Origin of the sequence: Streptomyces sp. Tu6071 (assembly GCF_000213055.1) — a bacterium.
In the GTDB taxonomy this organism is placed as follows: Bacteria; Actinomycetota; Actinomycetes; order Streptomycetales; family Streptomycetaceae; genus Streptomyces; species Streptomyces evansiae.
Genome location: NZ_CM001165.1, coordinates 4,819,608 through 4,835,730, shown reverse-complemented (window position 1 = coordinate 4,835,730; position 16,123 = coordinate 4,819,608). Strand labels below are relative to the sequence as shown.

Annotated in this window: 11 protein-coding genes; 3 read left to right on the top strand and 8 right to left on the bottom strand. The window is 74.6% G+C overall.

The window, feature by feature from the left end:
• Positions 1 to 192: 192 nt before the first annotated feature.
• From STTU_RS20335 to STTU_RS20310, 6 genes are all read right to left on the bottom strand, one after another.
• Positions 193 to 1,494: an amidohydrolase gene (locus tag STTU_RS20335; protein ID WP_007826307.1), complete on the bottom strand. Its 1,302-nt coding sequence runs from the start codon at positions 1,492 to 1,494 to the stop codon at positions 193 to 195.
• Between the two features lie 135 nt (positions 1,495 to 1,629).
• On the bottom strand, positions 1,630 to 2,565 hold the full coding sequence (locus STTU_RS20330; RefSeq protein ID WP_043255807.1) for an aminoglycoside phosphotransferase family protein: 936 nt from the start codon (positions 2,563 to 2,565) through the stop codon (positions 1,630 to 1,632).
• Between the two features lie 98 nt (positions 2,566 to 2,663).
• The gene (locus STTU_RS20325; protein WP_007826304.1) at positions 2,664 to 3,869 is read right to left on the bottom strand and encodes a hypothetical protein; all 1,206 of its coding nucleotides are present in this window, start codon (positions 3,867 to 3,869) and stop codon (positions 2,664 to 2,666) included.
• 13 nt (positions 3,870 to 3,882) lie between these two features.
• Positions 3,883 to 4,854 carry an N-acetylneuraminate synthase family protein gene (locus STTU_RS20320; RefSeq protein WP_007826302.1) on the bottom strand — a complete coding sequence of 324 codons (972 nt, stop codon included), beginning with the start codon at positions 4,852 to 4,854 and terminating at the stop codon, positions 3,883 to 3,885.
• Between the two features lie 14 nt (positions 4,855 to 4,868).
• Positions 4,869 to 6,158, bottom strand: coding sequence for an acylneuraminate cytidylyltransferase (locus tag STTU_RS20315; RefSeq protein ID WP_043255805.1), 1,290 nt, complete (start codon positions 6,156 to 6,158; stop codon positions 4,869 to 4,871).
• A 56-nt stretch (positions 6,159 to 6,214) separates the two neighbouring features.
• A complete protein-coding gene (locus STTU_RS20310) occupies positions 6,215 to 7,513 on the bottom strand; it encodes a DUF6716 putative glycosyltransferase (RefSeq protein ID WP_007826298.1) in 1,299 nt (432 codons plus the stop codon).
• A 298-nt stretch (positions 7,514 to 7,811) separates the two neighbouring features.
• On the opposite strand from STTU_RS20310, the gene STTU_RS20305 reads away from it, so the two are divergent.
• On the top strand, positions 7,812 to 8,789 hold the full coding sequence (locus STTU_RS20305; RefSeq protein WP_007826296.1) for a glycosyltransferase family 2 protein: 978 nt from the start codon (positions 7,812 to 7,814) through the stop codon (positions 8,787 to 8,789).
• Positions 8,786 to 10,132, top strand: a complete 1,347-nt coding sequence (locus STTU_RS20300; protein ID WP_043255802.1) for a polysialyltransferase family glycosyltransferase — start codon at positions 8,786 to 8,788, stop codon at positions 10,130 to 10,132. Before STTU_RS20305 ends, STTU_RS20300 begins: the two co-directional genes overlap by 4 nt.
• Before the next feature lie 387 nt (positions 10,133 to 10,519).
• Here the strand turns inward: STTU_RS20300 and STTU_RS20295 are convergent, their stop codons facing one another.
• Positions 10,520 to 12,895: a glycosyltransferase gene (locus tag STTU_RS20295; protein WP_007826292.1), complete on the bottom strand. Its 2,376-nt coding sequence runs from the start codon at positions 12,893 to 12,895 to the stop codon at positions 10,520 to 10,522.
• A gap of 61 nt (positions 12,896 to 12,956) precedes the next feature.
• On the bottom strand, positions 12,957 to 14,516 hold the full coding sequence (locus STTU_RS20290) for a glycosyltransferase family 29 protein (protein WP_007826291.1): 1,560 nt from the start codon (positions 14,514 to 14,516) through the stop codon (positions 12,957 to 12,959).
• A gap of 342 nt (positions 14,517 to 14,858) precedes the next feature.
• Here STTU_RS20290 and STTU_RS20285 point away from each other — a divergent pair, with 342 nt between their 5' ends.
• On the top strand, positions 14,859 to 16,037 hold the full coding sequence (locus tag STTU_RS20285) for an acyltransferase family protein (protein ID WP_043255801.1): 1,179 nt from the start codon (positions 14,859 to 14,861) through the stop codon (positions 16,035 to 16,037).
• The last annotated feature ends 86 nt before the right edge of the window (positions 16,038 to 16,123 follow it).

The following is a 16,123-nucleotide window of genomic DNA, read 5'->3' as shown; positions in this document are numbered from 1 at the left end:
CCTATTCGTGCCAACGCCCCGTTACGGCACGGTGAACGAGCGTGACGAAGGGGGGATTTGGGCGCCAGGCCGAAAACCTCGGTCCAAAAATCCAGCCCCTCCGGGGGGCACCTCCCGGCCGAAGGCTGGGGGAGATCGAGGAGCGGGGTGTGGGGCGGAGCCCCACAAGGGGCCCGCCCCGCCCTCGGGGGCTCAGCTCGTCCGCTCCCCCGCCGCGTCGAGCAGCGCCGCCGCCGTGAAGAGCTCCACGCCCACCGCGATCGCCGATTCGTCCACGTCGAAATCGCCCTGGTGCAGGTCGCGCGAGAGGCGGTCGCCCGGGGTGCGGACGCCGAGCCGGGCCATCGCGCCCGGGACGTGCTGGAGGTACCAGGAGAAGTCCTCGCCGCCGAGGCTCTGTTCGGTGCTCTCGACGGACTCGGCGCCGTGCCGCGCGGTCATCGCGTCGCGCAGCAGGTCCGCCGCCGACGCCTCGTTGACGACGGGCGGCACCCCGCGCACGTAGGTGATCTGCGTCTTCGCGCCGTAGAGCGCCGCGACCTCGTCGATCGCGGCGTACACCGCGTCGGGTGCCGTCTCCCACGTGCGCTGGTCCAGGCACCGTACGGTCCCGGCGAGTTCGGCGTGCTGCGGGATGACGTTCGTGGCGTGCCCGGACTCGATGCGGCCCCACGTGATCGCGAGCCCGGCGCGGGTGTCGACGCGGCGGCCGACGAGCGCGGGGACCTCGGTGGCGACCTTGGCGACGGCCGTGACGAGGTCGGTCGTCAGGTGCGGGCGCGCGGTGTGGCCGCCGGGGCCGTCGAGCGAGATCTTGAGGCTGTCGCACGCCGAGGTGATGGGGCCGTGGCGCAGCCCGATGCGGCCCGCGTCCACCTTCGGGTCGCAGTGCACGGCGAGGATGCGGCCCACGTTCTCCAGCACTCCGTCGCGCACCGCGTCGGCGGCGCCGCCGGGCAGGACCTCCTCGGCGGGCTGGAAGACGAGCCGGACCGGGCGTGGGAGCAGGCCGCGCCGCTGGAGGTCGGCGAGGACGAGGCCCGTACCGAGCACGACGGTCGTGTGCACGTCGTGGCCGCAGGCGTGCGCGCGCCCGGGGACGGTGGAGCGGTAGGGGGTCGTGACCTTGGTGTCGGGGATGGGCAGCGCGTCGATGTCGGCACGCAGCGCGAGCATCGGGTGCCCCCCGTCCCACTCGCCGATGTCGCAGACGAGCCCCGTGCCGCCCTTGAGCACGCGGGGGCGCAGCCCCGCCTCCTCCAGTCTGGCCTTGATCGCCCCGGTCGTGCGGACCTCCTGGTTCCCCAGCTCGGGGTGCGCGTGCAGATCGCGCCGGAAGGCGATCAGCTCCTCGCACAGCCCGGCGGGGAAGTCGGCGCGCGCCCCGGGCAACGCGGCTCCCGGCGCGGCGGGGGCCGTGACGGAGGGTGCGGTGAGGGCGGCGACGGGAGTCGGGACGGGGGCTTCGGTCTCGGGCGCTTCGAGGTGGCTCACCCTTCGAAGGGTAAGGCGGTGCGGGGGGCAACTATCCAGTCAAACGTCAAAGTTCACCGGGAAAGGCGTAAGAAAATTCATGCGATCCCGCATGGTGGACGCTCAAGGTGGGTATGGCTCCCCTTTACCCACGCTTCACCGACACTGCGCGTGTTCGTCGAGCACCGCTGCGACGATCCGCCGGCACTCCGGTACGGCGCCGGAGTCCTCGCGCTCGCCGCGCAGCGTCTCCGCCAGCACGAGGAGCGCCTTCCACAGGGCCCAGCCGCGCGCCCGCGCCCACGTGCCCGTGTCCTGGGCGACCGCCTCGCGGAAGGCTTCGCGCGCCGCGCCCTCGAACATGCCCCAGGCGGGGACGAGGTCGCAGGCCGGGTCGCCGACGCCCGAGGTGCCGAAGTCGATGACGGCGGCGAGTCCGCCCTCGCGCAGCAGGAGGTTTCCGGGGGCGAGGTCGCCGTGGAACCAGCCGGGGCGCCCTGTGAAGGGCGCGGCGAGCGCGGCCTCCCAGACCTCGGTCGCCGCGCGGGTGTCCACGACGCCGTCGAGCGCGGCGAGGCAGGAGCGGGTCTCCCCGTCGTAGTGCGCGGGCGAGGCGCCCCGGTACCAGCTGTGCTCCCCCGCCGCGGGGCCGTCGACCGGGGCTTCCCACAACGCCCGCGCGAAGGCGGCGAGTTCGCGGGCCAGGGTGGTACGGGAGCGGGGCTCGGCGCCGAGCAGCGTCTCGCCGTCGAGCCAGCGCCGTACCGACCACGGGTACGGGTATCCCTCGCCGGGCCGGCCCTCCCCGAGCACCTGCGGCACGGGCAGCGGCAGGTGGGGGGCGAGGCGGGGCAGCCAGGTGTTCTCCTTGGCGACGGCGGGCACGTAGCCGGGCCCGGTGGGCAGCCGGACGGTGAGCGCGTCGCCGAGGCGGTAGGTGCGGTTGTCCCAGCCCTCGGCCGGTACGGGCGCGAGCGGGAGGCCGGCCCATTGCGGGAACTGCGCGGCGAGCAGGCGCCGCACGAGCGCGGCGTCGATCCCGGCGCGGCCGTCGGGGGGTGTGGGGGCTGTGGGCGTGGCGGCGGGGGGCATACGGGGATCGTCGGCCCCGCGCCCGTGGCGCCGCAACGGCATTTCGGCGCGCGGAGCCCGCTCGGGCGCCGCTCCGGGGCCGTCCCTTTCCCCCCGTCTCAGACCCCGCCGCCCACGCCTATCCGCCGCACCCCTCGTGCCGTCCCCGTCACCCCGGCGAGGAAGCCGGGGGCGCGGGGGGAGGCGTGGGGGGTGAGCCAGGCGGGGTCGATGTCGCAGACCGCGACGCGGACGCCCGTGCCCGTCAGCGCGAGCGGGAGCGTGTGGACGACGGTCGAGGGGAAGCTCAGGATCGTGGCGCCGATCGGGCCCCGTCGCGCGATGAGTTCGAGCGGGAGGTCGGGGCGGACGATCTGGAGGCCCGTCTCGACGGCGAGGCGGTGGAGCTTCGTGGTGTTCTCCCTGCGGTGGGCGAAGTAGCGGACCGCGCCGTGGTGCCGCACGAGCGCGTCGACCGCCGCCACGTAGTGGTCCTCGGCGACGACCCCGGTCTCGACGAGCGAGGTGCCGACGAGGTCGGCGCCCGCGCGCACGGCGGGCGGCCCGAAGGCGGTACGGGTCCAGGCGAAGTCGTGCGTCGTGACGGTGACGCCCTCCGGGACGCCCTCGACCGGCATGCACGTGAACAGGGCGACCCGGCGCCCCTGGCCCGGGGTGAGCTTGCGCCGCGCCGTGCGCGCGAAGGGCGCGAAGGCGAGGTCGCGGGGGCCGCCGCGCCCGCCCCGGTGCCAGCGCACGAGGGGTTCGCCGCGCGCGAGCAGCGCGATGAACTCCATCGTGGCGGTCCCATCGTCCACCACGACCAGCTCCCGCGCGCGGGCGAGCGTCAGCAGGAGCTGCACGTACCGCGAGAACGGGTCGCCGATGACGATCCGGCGCGCGCCCCGCAGCAGTGGCGCGAGCCCCCGCACCGTGTGCACGGGCGCCGCGCTCCCGCCCCGCGCCTCCTCCCACCGCAGCCGCATCCCCGCCTCGCGTGCGAACTCGGCCATGCGCCGCAACTGGCCGCGCGACATGGGGTCGGTGGGCGAGAGCACGACGAGCAGCACGTCGGCGGGGTCGGCGCCGGGGGTGGCGTGGGCCCATTCGAGGACGTTGAGGAGCTGGACGGGGCTCTCCACGAAGGCGAGCGTGGCGGGGGCGGGGGACGGCGGGTCCGCCGGGGCGGCGGAGGTGCCCGCCGTCGGGGCGGAGGTTCCCGCCGGGGTGGCGGAGATTCCCGCCGGGGTGGCGGAGGTTCCCGCCGGGGTGGCGGCGGGGGCGGGCCCCTCCGCGTCCGGGCCCGCCGCCCCCGGGATCGTCATGCGCTGACCGCGCTCAGACGCGGGCCGAGGCCACGGCCTCGTCCGCCGCCTCGTCCGCCGCCAGGACGGCCTCCTCGGCCTCCGCGACGACGCCGGGCACCCGGCGCAGCTTCTTCATCGGGCCCAGCTCCGACTCGTACACCTTCTTGACCCCGTCGCCGAGCGAGTGCTCGATCGTGCGGATGTCGCGGACGAGGCGCGCGAGGCCCTGCGGCTCCACGGAGGCGGCCTGATCGGAGCCCCACATGGCGCGGTCGAGAGTGATGTGCCGCTCGACGAAGGTCGCGCCGAGCGCGACGGCGGCGAGCGTCGTCTGGAGCCCGGTCTCGTGGCCCGAGTAGCCGATCGGGACGTTCGGGAACTCGGCCTGGAGGGTGTGGATGACCCGCAGGTTCAGCTCCTCGGCCTTCGCCGGGTAGGTCGACGTGGCGTGGCACAGCACGATGTTGTCGCTGCCGAGCACCTCGACCGCGTGCCGGATCTGGCGCGGCGTGGACATGCCCGTCGAGAGGATGACGGAGCGGCCCGTGGCGCGCAGCGCGCGCAGGAGTTCGTCGTCGGTGAGCGAGGCCGAGGCGACCTTGTGCGCGGGCACGTCGAACTTCTCCAGGAAGGCGACGGCCTCGGTGTCCCACGGCGAGGCGAACCAGTCGATGCCGCGCTCGCGGCAGTGCGCGTCGATCGCGCGGTACTCGTCCTCGCCGAACTCGACGCGGTGGCGGTAGTCGATGTACGTCATGCGGCCCCACGGCGTGTCGCGCTCGATGTCCCACTGATCGCGCGGGGTGCAGATCTCGGGCGTGCGCTTCTGGAACTTGACGGCGTCGCACCCGGCGTCGGCGGCGATGTCGATGAGCGCGAGGGCGTTGTCCAGCTCGCCGTTGTGGTTGATCCCGATCTCGCCGGTGACGTAGACGGGCCGCCCGGGGCCGACCTCGCGGGAGCCGAAGGCGCGGAGGCGGGGGGTGGTGGTGACGTTGCTCATTGCGGGTCCTTGGGTCAGTGCTGGTGGGTGTGGGGGGTTCGGGTGGACTCGGTTGTTTCCGGGGTGGGTTGGTCCGTAAGGGCGTCCCGCGCCGCCGGGTCGCCGGGGGCGCTGCGCGTGCCGAGGTCGCCGCCGAGGAGCCAGCCGGCCACCTCGCGGATCGCCCCGGAGCCGCCGGGCACGGTCGTGACGGCGCGCGCGGCGCCCTTCACGGCGTCGTGGGCGTTCGCGACGGCGACGGGCCAGCCGACGAGGCCGAAGCAGGCCAGGTCGTTGGCGTCGTTGCCCGCGTAGAGGACGCGTTCGGGCGCGATGCCCTGCTCCTCGCACCACTGCTTGAGCGCCAGGTCCTTGCGGTCGACGCCGTGCAGGACGGGGACGTGGAGTTTGCGGGCGCGCGCGGCGACGACGGGGTTCTGCTCGGTGGAGAGGATGAGCAGGGCGAGCCCGGAGCGGCGCAGCGCGGCGATGCCGAGGCCGTCGCCGCGGTGCACGGAGACGAGTTCGCGGCCCTCGGCGTCGATGTGGACGCGGTCGTCGGTCTGCGTGCCGTCGAAGTCGAGCACGACGGCGTCGACGTCCGCGCGGCTCGGCAGCGCGCCGGGGCGGTGCGCGTCGAAGTGCGGGGCGAGGAGGCGGGCGCGCTCCAGCTCGTGGAGGTCGTCGATCTCCAGCACCCGTGCGGGGTCGGTCCGTACGAGCTCGGTACGGCCGAAGAAGCGGTGCTTGTGGGCACGGAACCCGGCGACGTCCATCGCGTAGGCCGCGCCGGTCTCGACGAGGTCCTCGGGGCGGTCCTGGCGGCGGGGGCGGGTGCGGCGGTCGTGGTTGACGCCGTGCGCGCCCTCGTCGGTGTCCTCGCCGCGGCGCCACACGAAGCCGTGGAAGGGCGCGGCGGTGAGCGCGGAGTCCGCGTCGCCGTCCACGACGGCCTTCGCGACGCCGTCGACGTCGGAGGCGAGGAGGAAGGGGCTCGTGCACTGCACGAGGAGGACGACGTCGGGCGCGGTGCCGTGCCGCTGCTCGTACGTGTCGAGCGCGTGCAGGACCGCGGCCTCGCTGCTCGCGAGGTCGCCGGACAACTCGGCGGGCCTGCGGACGACTTCGGCCCCGGCCTCGCGGGCCGCGCGGGAGATCGCGGGGTCGTCGGTCGAGACGTGGACGTCGCTCACGTACCGCGCGGCCAGGCACTCGCGCACGGCGCGGACGACGAGCGGGACGCCGCCGACGGGCGCGAGGTTCTTCGCGGGCACGCCCTTGGAGCCTCCCCTGGCGGGGATGACGGCGAGGACACGAGGGGTCATTGCGGGGCCTTCGGTGGCTGAGGGGGCTTCGGTGGCGGTGCTGTCGTGCGCGGCGGTCACAGGTCCCCCATGCGGCGGATGACGGGCGCGACGCGCTGGACGCCGTGCCGGTAGGCGCCGCGGGCGGCCTGGCGCACGACCTGCTTGAGCGGCCCCGGCGGGCGGGCCTCGCTCGGCGCGCCCGGCAGCGGTGAGCCGTCCGGGGCGAGGTGGTGGCGGGCGAGGATGCCGGGCAGGTAGCCGGGGGCGGTCGCGAGTGTGTAGTACGGGGAGAGCGGCGGCAGTTGGGGCCGGGCGAGCAGGGCGGCGATGCGGGCGCGCGCCGCGTCGAAGGCGCTCTCGTACGGGCGGTCGCTCGCGACGCCCTGCCGCGCGGCCCACGCGGGGTCGGCCTTCGGGAGGTGCCCGGCGTCGAGCGCGTCCCAGGAGGTGAGGCACCCCGAGCCGAGGAAGGCGTGGTTGCCGAGGGCTTCGCGGATGCCGAGGTCCGTGAGGACCGCGGTGGGCACTCCGCGGTGCAGGGCTTCCAGCGCGGCCGTGGAGCTGACCGTGACAAGGAGGCTCGCGGTGTCGAGAATGGCGCCCATATGGCCGTATTCGAGGCGGCAGTTGGGCGGCAGGTCGAGCGAGCGGGCGAGCTTCTGGTACGGCTGTTCCTCGATGTGCGTCGTGTGCTCGCCGGGGCGGGAACGGAGCTTGACGAGGACCTCGCGCCCGGGGTGGAGCCGGGCGTGCTGGGCCGCGCGGCGCAGCAGGTAGAGCCGGTCGGCGCGGCGCTCGGGCACGGAGGGCTGCACGGCGAAGACGACGGGGCCCTCGCCGTCCCCCGTGGCGGGTTCGCCCTGGAGGAAGGGGAGCGCGCACTCGACGACGCTCGCGCTGTCGGCGCCCACGCCCTCGTACACGGCGCGGAAGCGTTCGGCGTCGTCGCGCGAGTTGGCGAGCACGACGTCGGCGCCGTGGCGCAGGAGGAGCCCGTCCGCGAGCTTCTCGTAGACGACCCCGACGTACCCGGTCACGAGCACGGGCCGCTTGACGGCTTCCTGCCAGGCGTACCGCAGCCCGTGCACGAGGGCCTGCACGCCGCCCCCGACGAGCGCGAGCACGACGACGTCGTACTCCGTCTCGCCCATGGCCCGTACGAACCCGTTCGCGGTCACTTCACGGAGCGAGGCGGCCCGCACCCCGACCTCGCGGAGCTGCCGCGCGGTGGGGGTGGCGCGTCCGCGCAGCAGGAACCCGTCCGGCTCCTCGCACCCGGTGACGCGGGCGGCCGTGAGGGCGCCCCACTTCCACCGCGTGTCCGAGTCGGCGAGCACCGCGACGCGCGGGGGCTTCGGCTTGCTTATCGACACACCCCGGACGCTAGGAACCGATTCCGAGGGGACACCGAACTTGACTGCAACGGGGGGTGAACAGCGTGGATCGAGTGGGGGGAGGGGCGCGCCCGGCTCACCCCGGACGGGCCGACGGGGCGGCCCCCGGGGGCCTGCCGGGGCACCGGGACGGGCCCCGGGACCCTTGCGGGACGGGCCCCGCGGGCCGGGCTCGGCCCTGGTTCACGCGGACCTCCCCCGCGCCGCCCCCTCGATTTCACCTCCCGTACGCCCGCCCTTCAGGCGCCCGCTCGGCGCGCGTCCTAGCGTCGCGGCCGTGCTCAAGCTCTCCGTCATCGTGCCGTTCCACAATGTGCGGCCCTATGTGTCCGAGGCGCTGCGTTCGCTGCGCGCCAATGCCCGGCCGGACTACGAGTTCGTCTTCGTGGACGACTGTTCCGACGATGGGACCGGGGAGGTGGTGGCGGAGGCTCTCGGAGGGCTCGGGGCGCCCGCGAGAGTCGTGCGGCACGAGGTGAACAGCAGTATCGGGACGGCCAGGAACAGCGGGCTCGCCGCCGCGCGCGGGGAGTGGCTGACGTTCCTCGACGGGGACGACTGGCTCGCTCCGGGGTATCTCGCGCGGCTCGTCGCCGATGCCGAGCGGCTCGGCGTCGACTTCCTGCGCGTCGACCACGTGCGGTGCACCGCACGGGCGCGTTCGCTCTACCGGGCGCCCATCGGGCGGCGCGGGGTCGTCCTCGATCCGCGCGCGCTGATCCTGCCGGCCGAGCGGTCCACATCCGTCGACTACCCCTACTCCTGGGCCGGGTTGTACCACCGGCGGCTCCTCGAACAGGGCCTGCTCGACTTCCCCGAGGGGCTGCACACCGCCGAGGACCGGCCGTGGATCTGGCGGCTGCACCGGGAGGCGGAGAGCTGCGCGGCCGTGAACACGCTCGGCTACTTCTACCGGCGCGGCGTGGGGAGTTCGCTGACGCAGATCGGCGACGTGCGCCAGCTCGACTTCCTGCCCGCCTTCGACCAGGTCGTGGCGGAGACCGCCGCCGATCCGGAGGCCGCCGCGCTGCTGCCGAAGGCCGTCCGCACGTACTGCGCGATCATCGCCCACCACCTCGGCCGCGTCGAGTATTTCCAGCCCTCCGTGGCACGGGAGTTGCGGACGCGGAGCGCTGCCGCGCTGCGGCGGCTCCCGCAGGACGTGCTCACCGCCGCGCTCGCCTCGATGGACGTCGAACGCGCGGGCCTGATCCGCCGCTTGCGGCGCCGTCCGGCCGCGGGGGTGGCCGCGTGAGCGCCCGCATCCTCCTCGCCTCGACGCTGTACGGGACGGCGACGCTCGCCGCCGCGATCGACGCGGGGCAGTTCGCGCCCGTGGACCGTACGATCCTGCTGCTCAGCAACAACGCGGCGAACCCCGAGACGACGCCGGGCCCCGACGCGCTCGCGGGCTTCGCGCGCCTGCGCACGCGCTTCGACGAGGTACGGCACTGGAACGAGGCCATCGCGCCCTTCCACCCCGGCGCGTGGGAACCCGCGCCGGACGATGTGCCGCTGTGGGAACGGTACTTGCGGCTCCTGTGGGGACTCGGGGCGGACGAGGAGGTCGAGTTCGTCGTCGAGTCGATCCAGGTCGTGCCCGCGCTCGCCGTCACCACGATCTTCACGGGCGCGCGCGTGGACGTGTACGCGGACGGGCTCATGAGTTACGGGCCGACGCGGAACAAGCTCGACCCGCTCCTCGGCACCCGCGTCGAGCGCCTGCTGCACCTGGACCTCGTGCCGGGCCTGGAGCCGTTGCTGCTTAGCGAGTTCGGGGTGCGGCGCGAGGTCGTGGACGCGGAGGCGTTCGTACGGGTGCTCGCCGAGGTGGCGGAGGAGATGCCCGGCCTGCCGGAACTCCCTTCGTCCCGGCCCGCGTTGCTCCTCGGCCAGTACCTGTCGGCGCTCGGCATCCTCACCGCCGAGGAGGAGGAGACGCTGCACGCGGACATGGTGCGCGGCGCGGTCGCGCTCGGCCACCGGCACCTCGTCTTCAAGCCGCACCCGACGGCGCCCGCCCGCTGGGCCCGGCTCATGGAGGCGGAGGCGGAACGACTCGGCGCCGAACTCCTCGTGCTGGACGTGCCGTTGCTCGCCGAGACGCTGTACCCGGTGCTCCGGCCCGCGCTCGTCGTGGGCTGCTTCTCGACGGCGCTGCTCACGGCGGCGACGTTCTACGGGCTCCCGGTCGCGCGGACCGGGACGGGCCGGCTCCTGGAGCGCCTGACACCGTTCGAGAACAGCAACCGCGTCCCCGTGACGCTCGTCGACGCGCTCCTCCCCGAGCTGTCGGACCCCGAGGCGGTCGCGGCCCAGGATCTCGCGGCGGACCCCGCGACGCAGGAACTCCTCGTCGCGGTCGGCTTCGCGATGCAGCCGAAGATCCACCCCGGCCTGCGGGCCCGCGCCGAGGCGCACCTCGCGGCCTGCGGCGAGGAGACGGCGAGGCGCTACATCAAGCGCAAGCGCCTCACGGCGCTGGGCCTCCCCGGCGGAATGCCGCAGCAGCTCGGCTTCCTGCCGCGCAACGCGACGGTCCGGAAGGTGGCCCGCCGCACCCGGGCCCTGCGCTCGCGGGTGGTGCGCAGGAGGTAGGGGGTACGAGGGGCGGGGCGGCCCGGATGGCGGGGCGGGCCCGTCGCGGGAAGGACCTGTCGCGGGCCCCCGCGAGATGCCCCCTCGCGGAGCACCCCCGCCGCGAGCGTGCCCGTCGCCCGGACCGCACCGCCCCGTCAGGCGTCCCCCACGCCCGGTCAGCCCACGCCCCCGCCGCCCGCCGGACCTTCTCCCGCGGCTCGGGCCCTCGCGCCGCTGCCCCTCGGACGCGGCACCACCCCCACCGGCCCGCGCTCCCCACCGACGCGGTGCCGGGAGGCACAGCTTCCGGTCGGGGGCCGCCGAGGCGCCGCCCCACACCCGTCACCAGCGCTCCGGCCCGGCCCCTCCGCCCCGTACCCCGCGGCGCGGGCCGCCCCGTACCCCTCAGGCCAGCACCGCCCGGATGTCCGCCCCGTTCGCCCGGGTCACCTCCCACAGCGCCCGCTGGCGCTCGTGCACGTCCGCCACGCTCGCCGCGTGGTCGGCGAGGAGGGTGCGGGCGGCCTCGGTGAGGTGGTCGGCCAGGTGGCGGTCGTGGACGCTGATGCCCCACTCGGGGCGGTCGATGTCGGCGAGGAAGTACGCCATCTTCGGGTGCGAGACGAGGCTCAGGATCGGTGTGCCGCAGCCGAAGGGGATCATGCCCGCGTGGCCGCGCATCCCGATGACGAGGCGGGTCTTCGCGTAGGCCGCGCGGATCTCGTCGTTGTCCCAGTCGTACATCGGCAGCACCGGCAGCGAGATGCCGTGCGTGCGGCGCAGGTCGTGAGCGAGGCGTTCGTCGTCGAGCGCGTGCGCGGCGATCTTCACCTGGGCGAGGGCGCCGAGGCCGCGGACGGCGCGGGCCATCTGGTCGAGGAAGTACGGGTAGTCGTGCCCGAAGCGCAGGCCGGCGCGGTCGTAGGCGGCGTTGAGGAGGATCGTGTCCTCGCGCGCGACGGGGTCCGTCCAGCCCGGCACGAGGTGCCGCGTGACCGTCGTCGGGCAGGGCTGCCAGCGCACGCGCTCGCGCAGGTGCGGCGGGAGCAGCGCCCGCACCTTCTCGACCGAACCGTGGTTGCGCAGGCCGAAGAAGGAGGACTGCTCGGCGAGGAGCCGCAGGCTCTCGTGGAAGCGGCGGTGGCGGTAGGACTGCCCGTCGAAGGCGTTGAAGCCGACCGCGTGCACGATGACGGGCACGTCGATCGCGCGCAGGTGCTCAGGCGGTACGTTCCACTGCCAGCCGCTGTTGCCGTTCGGCGCCGTGTCCGGGATGAAGAGGCCGCCGCCGCCGATGACGAGCCCGCGCCGCCGGTTGACCTCGGCGAGCGCGGCGCGGTCGAAGAGGCGGTGCGCGTGCAGGGAGTGCCAGCGGCGCGCGGAGGGGTCGGCGTCCAGGGCGAGGCGCACCGACTCGGGGAGCACCTTGTCGCCCGCGTTGCCCTGGCCCTCCATGTAGAAGGCGACGTGGGCGAGTTGCTCGTGCGCGGGGCCCTCCGGCTGCTGGGGCAGCGAGGCGCCGGGGGCCGCGTGGCGGGTGCGCTGGTGCCAGATGCGCGCGGCGCGGTGCGTGGGGTCGACGGAGAGGCCCTTCCCGGCGTAGGCGTGGGCCTCCTCGTCGCGGTGGTGTATCCAGGCGATCTGCGCGAGACGGCTGTACGCGGTCGGGGCGCGGTGCGGCGACGTGGCCGCGAGGAGCAGGTGGCTCGTGGCCTCGGCGTAGCGCGAGACGCTGAGCAGGGCGTGGCCCAGGACCTCGTGCGGCCACGCGTCGTGCACGGGCACGCGGACGGCGCGCAGGATCTCGACGGCTTCCTCGAAGTGCCCCGCGCCGATGTGCGCCGTGGCGATCCTGCGGGCCGCCTCGACCTCGCCCGTGCGGTGGACGTACGGGGTGCCGAGGTGGACGAGGAGATCGGGGTGCTTCGCGCCGGGCAGGGCGAGGTACGCGTCCTGGAACTCCCGCTCGGTCAGGTGGAAGTCGCGCCAGCGGGCCTCGGCCTCCGCGTAGCCGTTCTCGCCGCCCTGCCAGGGCTTGTGGCGCCCGGTGAAGTGGAGCACGGCGGTGTCCTCGGGGACGGGCTTGTCGCCCGAGAGGCGGCGCTTGACGAAGTTGTAGCGCGCGGGCAGGCGCACGAAGTCCCCGTCGAGCACGGCGTTGAGGATGCCCTGGTCGTGCTTGTCGAGTTCGTAGGTGCCCGCGAGGCCCGTCTCGTCGATGCGCTCGCAGAAGGCGTCCGAGAGGAATTCCCGCTGGATGACGAGGAGTCCGCTGTTGAGCTTGTGGGTGCCGTAGAAGAACTGCGGTACGGCGGCGAGCCCTTCGCGCAGGCGCAGGAGTTCGGAGAGGTCGCCGAGGACGACCATGTCCGTGTCGAGCGTGATGATCGTGTCGTAGTCGCGGACGCGGAAGACGTCGAGGAGGAAGTACGCCTTGCGGACGAGGTAGTTGTTCTGGTCGCCCTTGGCGTAGGCGTCGTAGCGGGCGGCGTCCACGCGGCGCGGCCTGATGCGCGGGTGGAGGGCGCGGATGCGCGCGAGGGAGGCGGGGCGCAGGCCGTCGTGGAGGACGAGGAAGTCCTCGCAGACCTCCGGGTTGCTCAGGGCGAGGGAGCGCAGCAGGGCGAGGAAGCCGGGGAGGTAGTTCTCGTCGACGAAGCTCGCGAAGGCGACGCGGCGCTTGCCCGTGAGGTCGCGCACGTCGTCCGCGGCGGCCTCGCGCACGGGCGCTGCGGGGGTGTGGACGGCGGGCGGGGCGGCGGAGGCGGTGGTACGGGACATGGCGGGGTGAAGTCCTCAGGTCTGCGGCGGAGTACGGGGGTCACGGGTGCCGGGCGGCGGCTCAGCGCAGGCTGATCCGGTGCTCGGTCACCTTCGTCGCGCGGTCGAGCACCCACGTCTTCTCGTCGGCGTACTCGTGGACCGAGGTCACCGGCATCCGCATGGCCTCGCTCGTGCGGTAGGCACCCGACTCGTAGAAGTCGAAGCCGATGAGGTCGATGACGGGGTTCACGTCGAGGAAGTCGAGGAGGAAGAGCGTGTTGAAGCCCGTGGTCGGGATCGCGGGCCACTCCTCGGGGCCGACCTTGCCGATCTCGCGCAGCGGCCACCGCAACGAGTCGTCTCCGAGGTGTACTTGGGCCCCGGGGACGAGCCGGTTGCGCAGCGAGGAGCGCCAGGCGCCCACGTCGCCGCCGAAGACGAGGCGGGTGTCGACGTGCTGGTCCCAGTTGAAGGCGTGCTTGTGGATCGTGACGTGGATGTCGGTGCGCGCGCCGGTCGCCCGCGGGTCGATGCGGTACGAGTTGAAGCGCACCACGAGGTCGTACGCGTCGATCTCCGCGCCGAGCGAACCCGTGCCCACGCGACCGGAGTTGGCCACGAGGCAGACCGACTTGCCCGCGATCCTGTTGCGGAACTCGCCGAGCGAGAGCCACTTCGCGCCGCCGAAGGTCGGCTCCTCGACGGGGCCGCGCTGCCGCGAGCGGGCGAGGTCGGCGTAGTGCGCGAGGAGCGCGTTGAGCGCGGCACGGGGGCCGCCGTCCGTGCCGCCGCCGACCGGCGCGTCCGGCCCCGGCGTCGTGACCCGGCTGTCGAGGTCGTGGAGGCTCACGTCGAGCGTGCGGCCCAGGGCGTCCTGGAACTCACGCCACTCGCCCCGGTCGGCGAGACCGAGCAGCGCCCCGGCGAACCGGTCGTGCGCGCCGTCGAGTTCACCGCGCGCGACCAGCTCCAGGCCGTCGAACCAGGTCTCCGTGAGGGGCTCCTCGCGGTACGCCCCGGCCCCGGGGCGGGCGGCGGCGAGGAGCCCGGCGAGTTCGCGTTCGCGCTCCGCGGCGACGCGCAGCCCCGCGACGCGGGCCCGCACCCCGAAGCCGTCCTCCTCGGTCCTGGACAGGTACTCGTCGTAGGCGTCGGCCGCCTCCGCGTACGCGCCCTGCGCCTCCAGCACGCGCCCGCGCAGCCGCCACGCGGCACGGGAGCCCTTGCGCAGGGCGACGAGGCAGCGCGAGACGACGTCCGCGAGGGCCCGCTCGTCCTCGTACCCGCAGTCCAGCGCCTTGCCGCCGACGGCGAGGAGCGCGTCGAGGAGCGCGTTGTCGAGCGTGAGCGGACCGGGCGTGGCGGCGGGCGCGGCCGAGGCGGTGGCCTGGGCGCGGCGCAACAGCGCGGAGACCGGGCCGCGTTCGGCGCGCGGCGCCCCGGCGGGAAGCGCGCGCGAGGCGTGCAGGGCGAGCAAGGCCCGGAGTGCCTCGGCGAGTTCGCCGCGCCGCCGGTCGAGGCCCGCGACGAGCTTCCCGCTGTGCGTGGCACAGGCCCGCAGGCACTCCTCCAGCGCGGGCGGCGGCTCCTCGACGGCGCCCCGCTCCTCCTGCGGACTGAGGGCTCGGCTTCTCGGCATGGCTCTCCTGGCGGTTCGGTGGTGCGGATGTGCGGTGCGCCACGGGCGCGAAGTCCCGCCCCCGGGGCGCGTGGACGCGGACGGGGGGCGTGCGGCAGTCTTCGGCGCGCGGGGTAAAGCGCCGCCACGTGAAGGTGAACGGACGGCGAAGGGGTGGCGAATCCCCTTCCCACCGCGATCGCCGCGCACGGGCGCTGCCGGTGAACTCTCGCCGAAGACCTGGCGAACGGTCCCGTCAGGGACGTACGGGACGCCGTCTTGCTCCCTACGCTGCCAGGGCCGCCGTACCTCCCCGACCGGGAACGGCGGCCTCGTCGTCCACCCGTCCCGAAGAAGGCGCGCATGTCCGCACCCGCCGAGCCCGTCCGCGTGGCACCGCTCCACCGCGCGCTCCCCACCGAGGCGGCGCCCCCCATCCCGGCGGCGACCGACCCCGCGCCTCCCCGGCGCCCCCGCCTGCGCGCCCTCGACGGCCTGCGCCTGCTCGCCGCGCTCATGGTCGCGTGCTACCACTACGGCGGCCGGGGCGGCGACATCACGCGGGCCTGGGGCGCCTCGCCCGCCGCCCAGTTCCCGCGCCTGCACGAGTGGTTCGCCTACGGTCCGCTCGGGGTGCAGATCTTCTTCGTCATCAGCGGGTTCGTGATCTGCATGAGCGGCTGGGGGCGCGGCCTCACGGACTTCTTCGCCTCGCGCGTGGCGCGCCTCATGCCCGCGTACTGGGTCGCGATCCTGCTGGTCAGCGGTGTGTTCGCGCTGCCGTGGGTGCTGTGGCACGCGCTCTCACCGAGCGACACGCTCCTCAACCTGACGCTGCTCCAGATGCCGCTCGGCGCGCCGCGCGTGCTCGGGGTGTGCTGGACGCTGTGGGCCGAGGTCCGGTTCTACGCGCTGTTCGCGGTGTGTGTCGTCCTGCCCGGGGTGACGCGGCGCAGGGTCGTCCTCTTCTGCGCGCTGTGGACGCTCGCCGCCGCGCTCGGCGACGCGGCGGACTCGGCGCTCCTGGACCAGGTTCTCATGCCGCGCTACGCGCCGTTCTTCGTCGGCGGCATCGGCCTCTACCTCGTGCACCGCGACCGCCGCGACGTCCTCGGCTGGGGTTTCGCGCTGCTCGGGCTGCTCCTCGGCCAGCACTACGCGGTCGGCGACCTGTGGCACCCGGACGGGCCCGACGCCTTCTCGTACCGCTCGACCGTCGTGATCATCGCGATCGTGACGCTCGGCTTCGCGGCCGTCGCGGCGATCGCCGTGGGCTGGCTCGACCGCGCCAATTGGCGCTGGCTGACGGTGGCGGGGGCGCTCACGTACCCCTTCTACCTCGTCCACGAACACCTGGGCTGGGTCGTCGTGCACGCCCTGCACGTCTCGCTCGGCGTCCCGGCCGCCGTCACGTTCCCCGCGACGATCGCCGCGATGCTGCTCCTCGCCTGGCTCCTGCACCGCTGCGTGGAGCGGCCGTTGACGCCGAAGCTGCGGCGGGCGGTGGCGCGGGGGGTCGCTCAGGCGCGTACGGGGCGCTGACGGGGCCGGTTCCGTACGGGTGCGACACGCGCCCGGTACCCGTGGGGCGTCGCCCCGTGCTCGTGAGCGCCCGCCCCGTGCTCGTG

What these genes read in the sequence shown, in the direction of transcription:
- STTU_RS20330 (WP_043255807.1), bottom strand. Translation starts at nt 2,565, where the DNA reads ATGCCCCCCGCCGCCACGCCCACAGCCCCCACACCCCCCGACGGCCGC.
- STTU_RS20325 (WP_007826304.1), bottom strand. Translation starts at nt 3,869, where the DNA reads ATGACGATCCCGGGGGCGGCGGGCCCGGACGCGGAGGGGCCCGCCCCC.
- STTU_RS20320 (WP_007826302.1), bottom strand. Translation starts at nt 4,854, where the DNA reads ATGAGCAACGTCACCACCACCCCCCGCCTCCGCGCCTTCGGCTCCCGC.
- STTU_RS20315 (WP_043255805.1), bottom strand. Translation starts at nt 6,158, where the DNA reads ATGACCCCTCGTGTCCTCGCCGTCATCCCCGCCAGGGGAGGCTCCAAG.
- STTU_RS20295 (WP_007826292.1), bottom strand. Translation starts at nt 12,895, where the DNA reads ATGTCCCGTACCACCGCCTCCGCCGCCCCGCCCGCCGTCCACACCCCC.
- STTU_RS20290 (WP_007826291.1), bottom strand. Translation starts at nt 14,516, where the DNA reads ATGCCGAGAAGCCGAGCCCTCAGTCCGCAGGAGGAGCGGGGCGCCGTC.
- STTU_RS20285 (WP_043255801.1), top strand. Translation starts at nt 14,859, where the DNA reads ATGTCCGCACCCGCCGAGCCCGTCCGCGTGGCACCGCTCCACCGCGCG.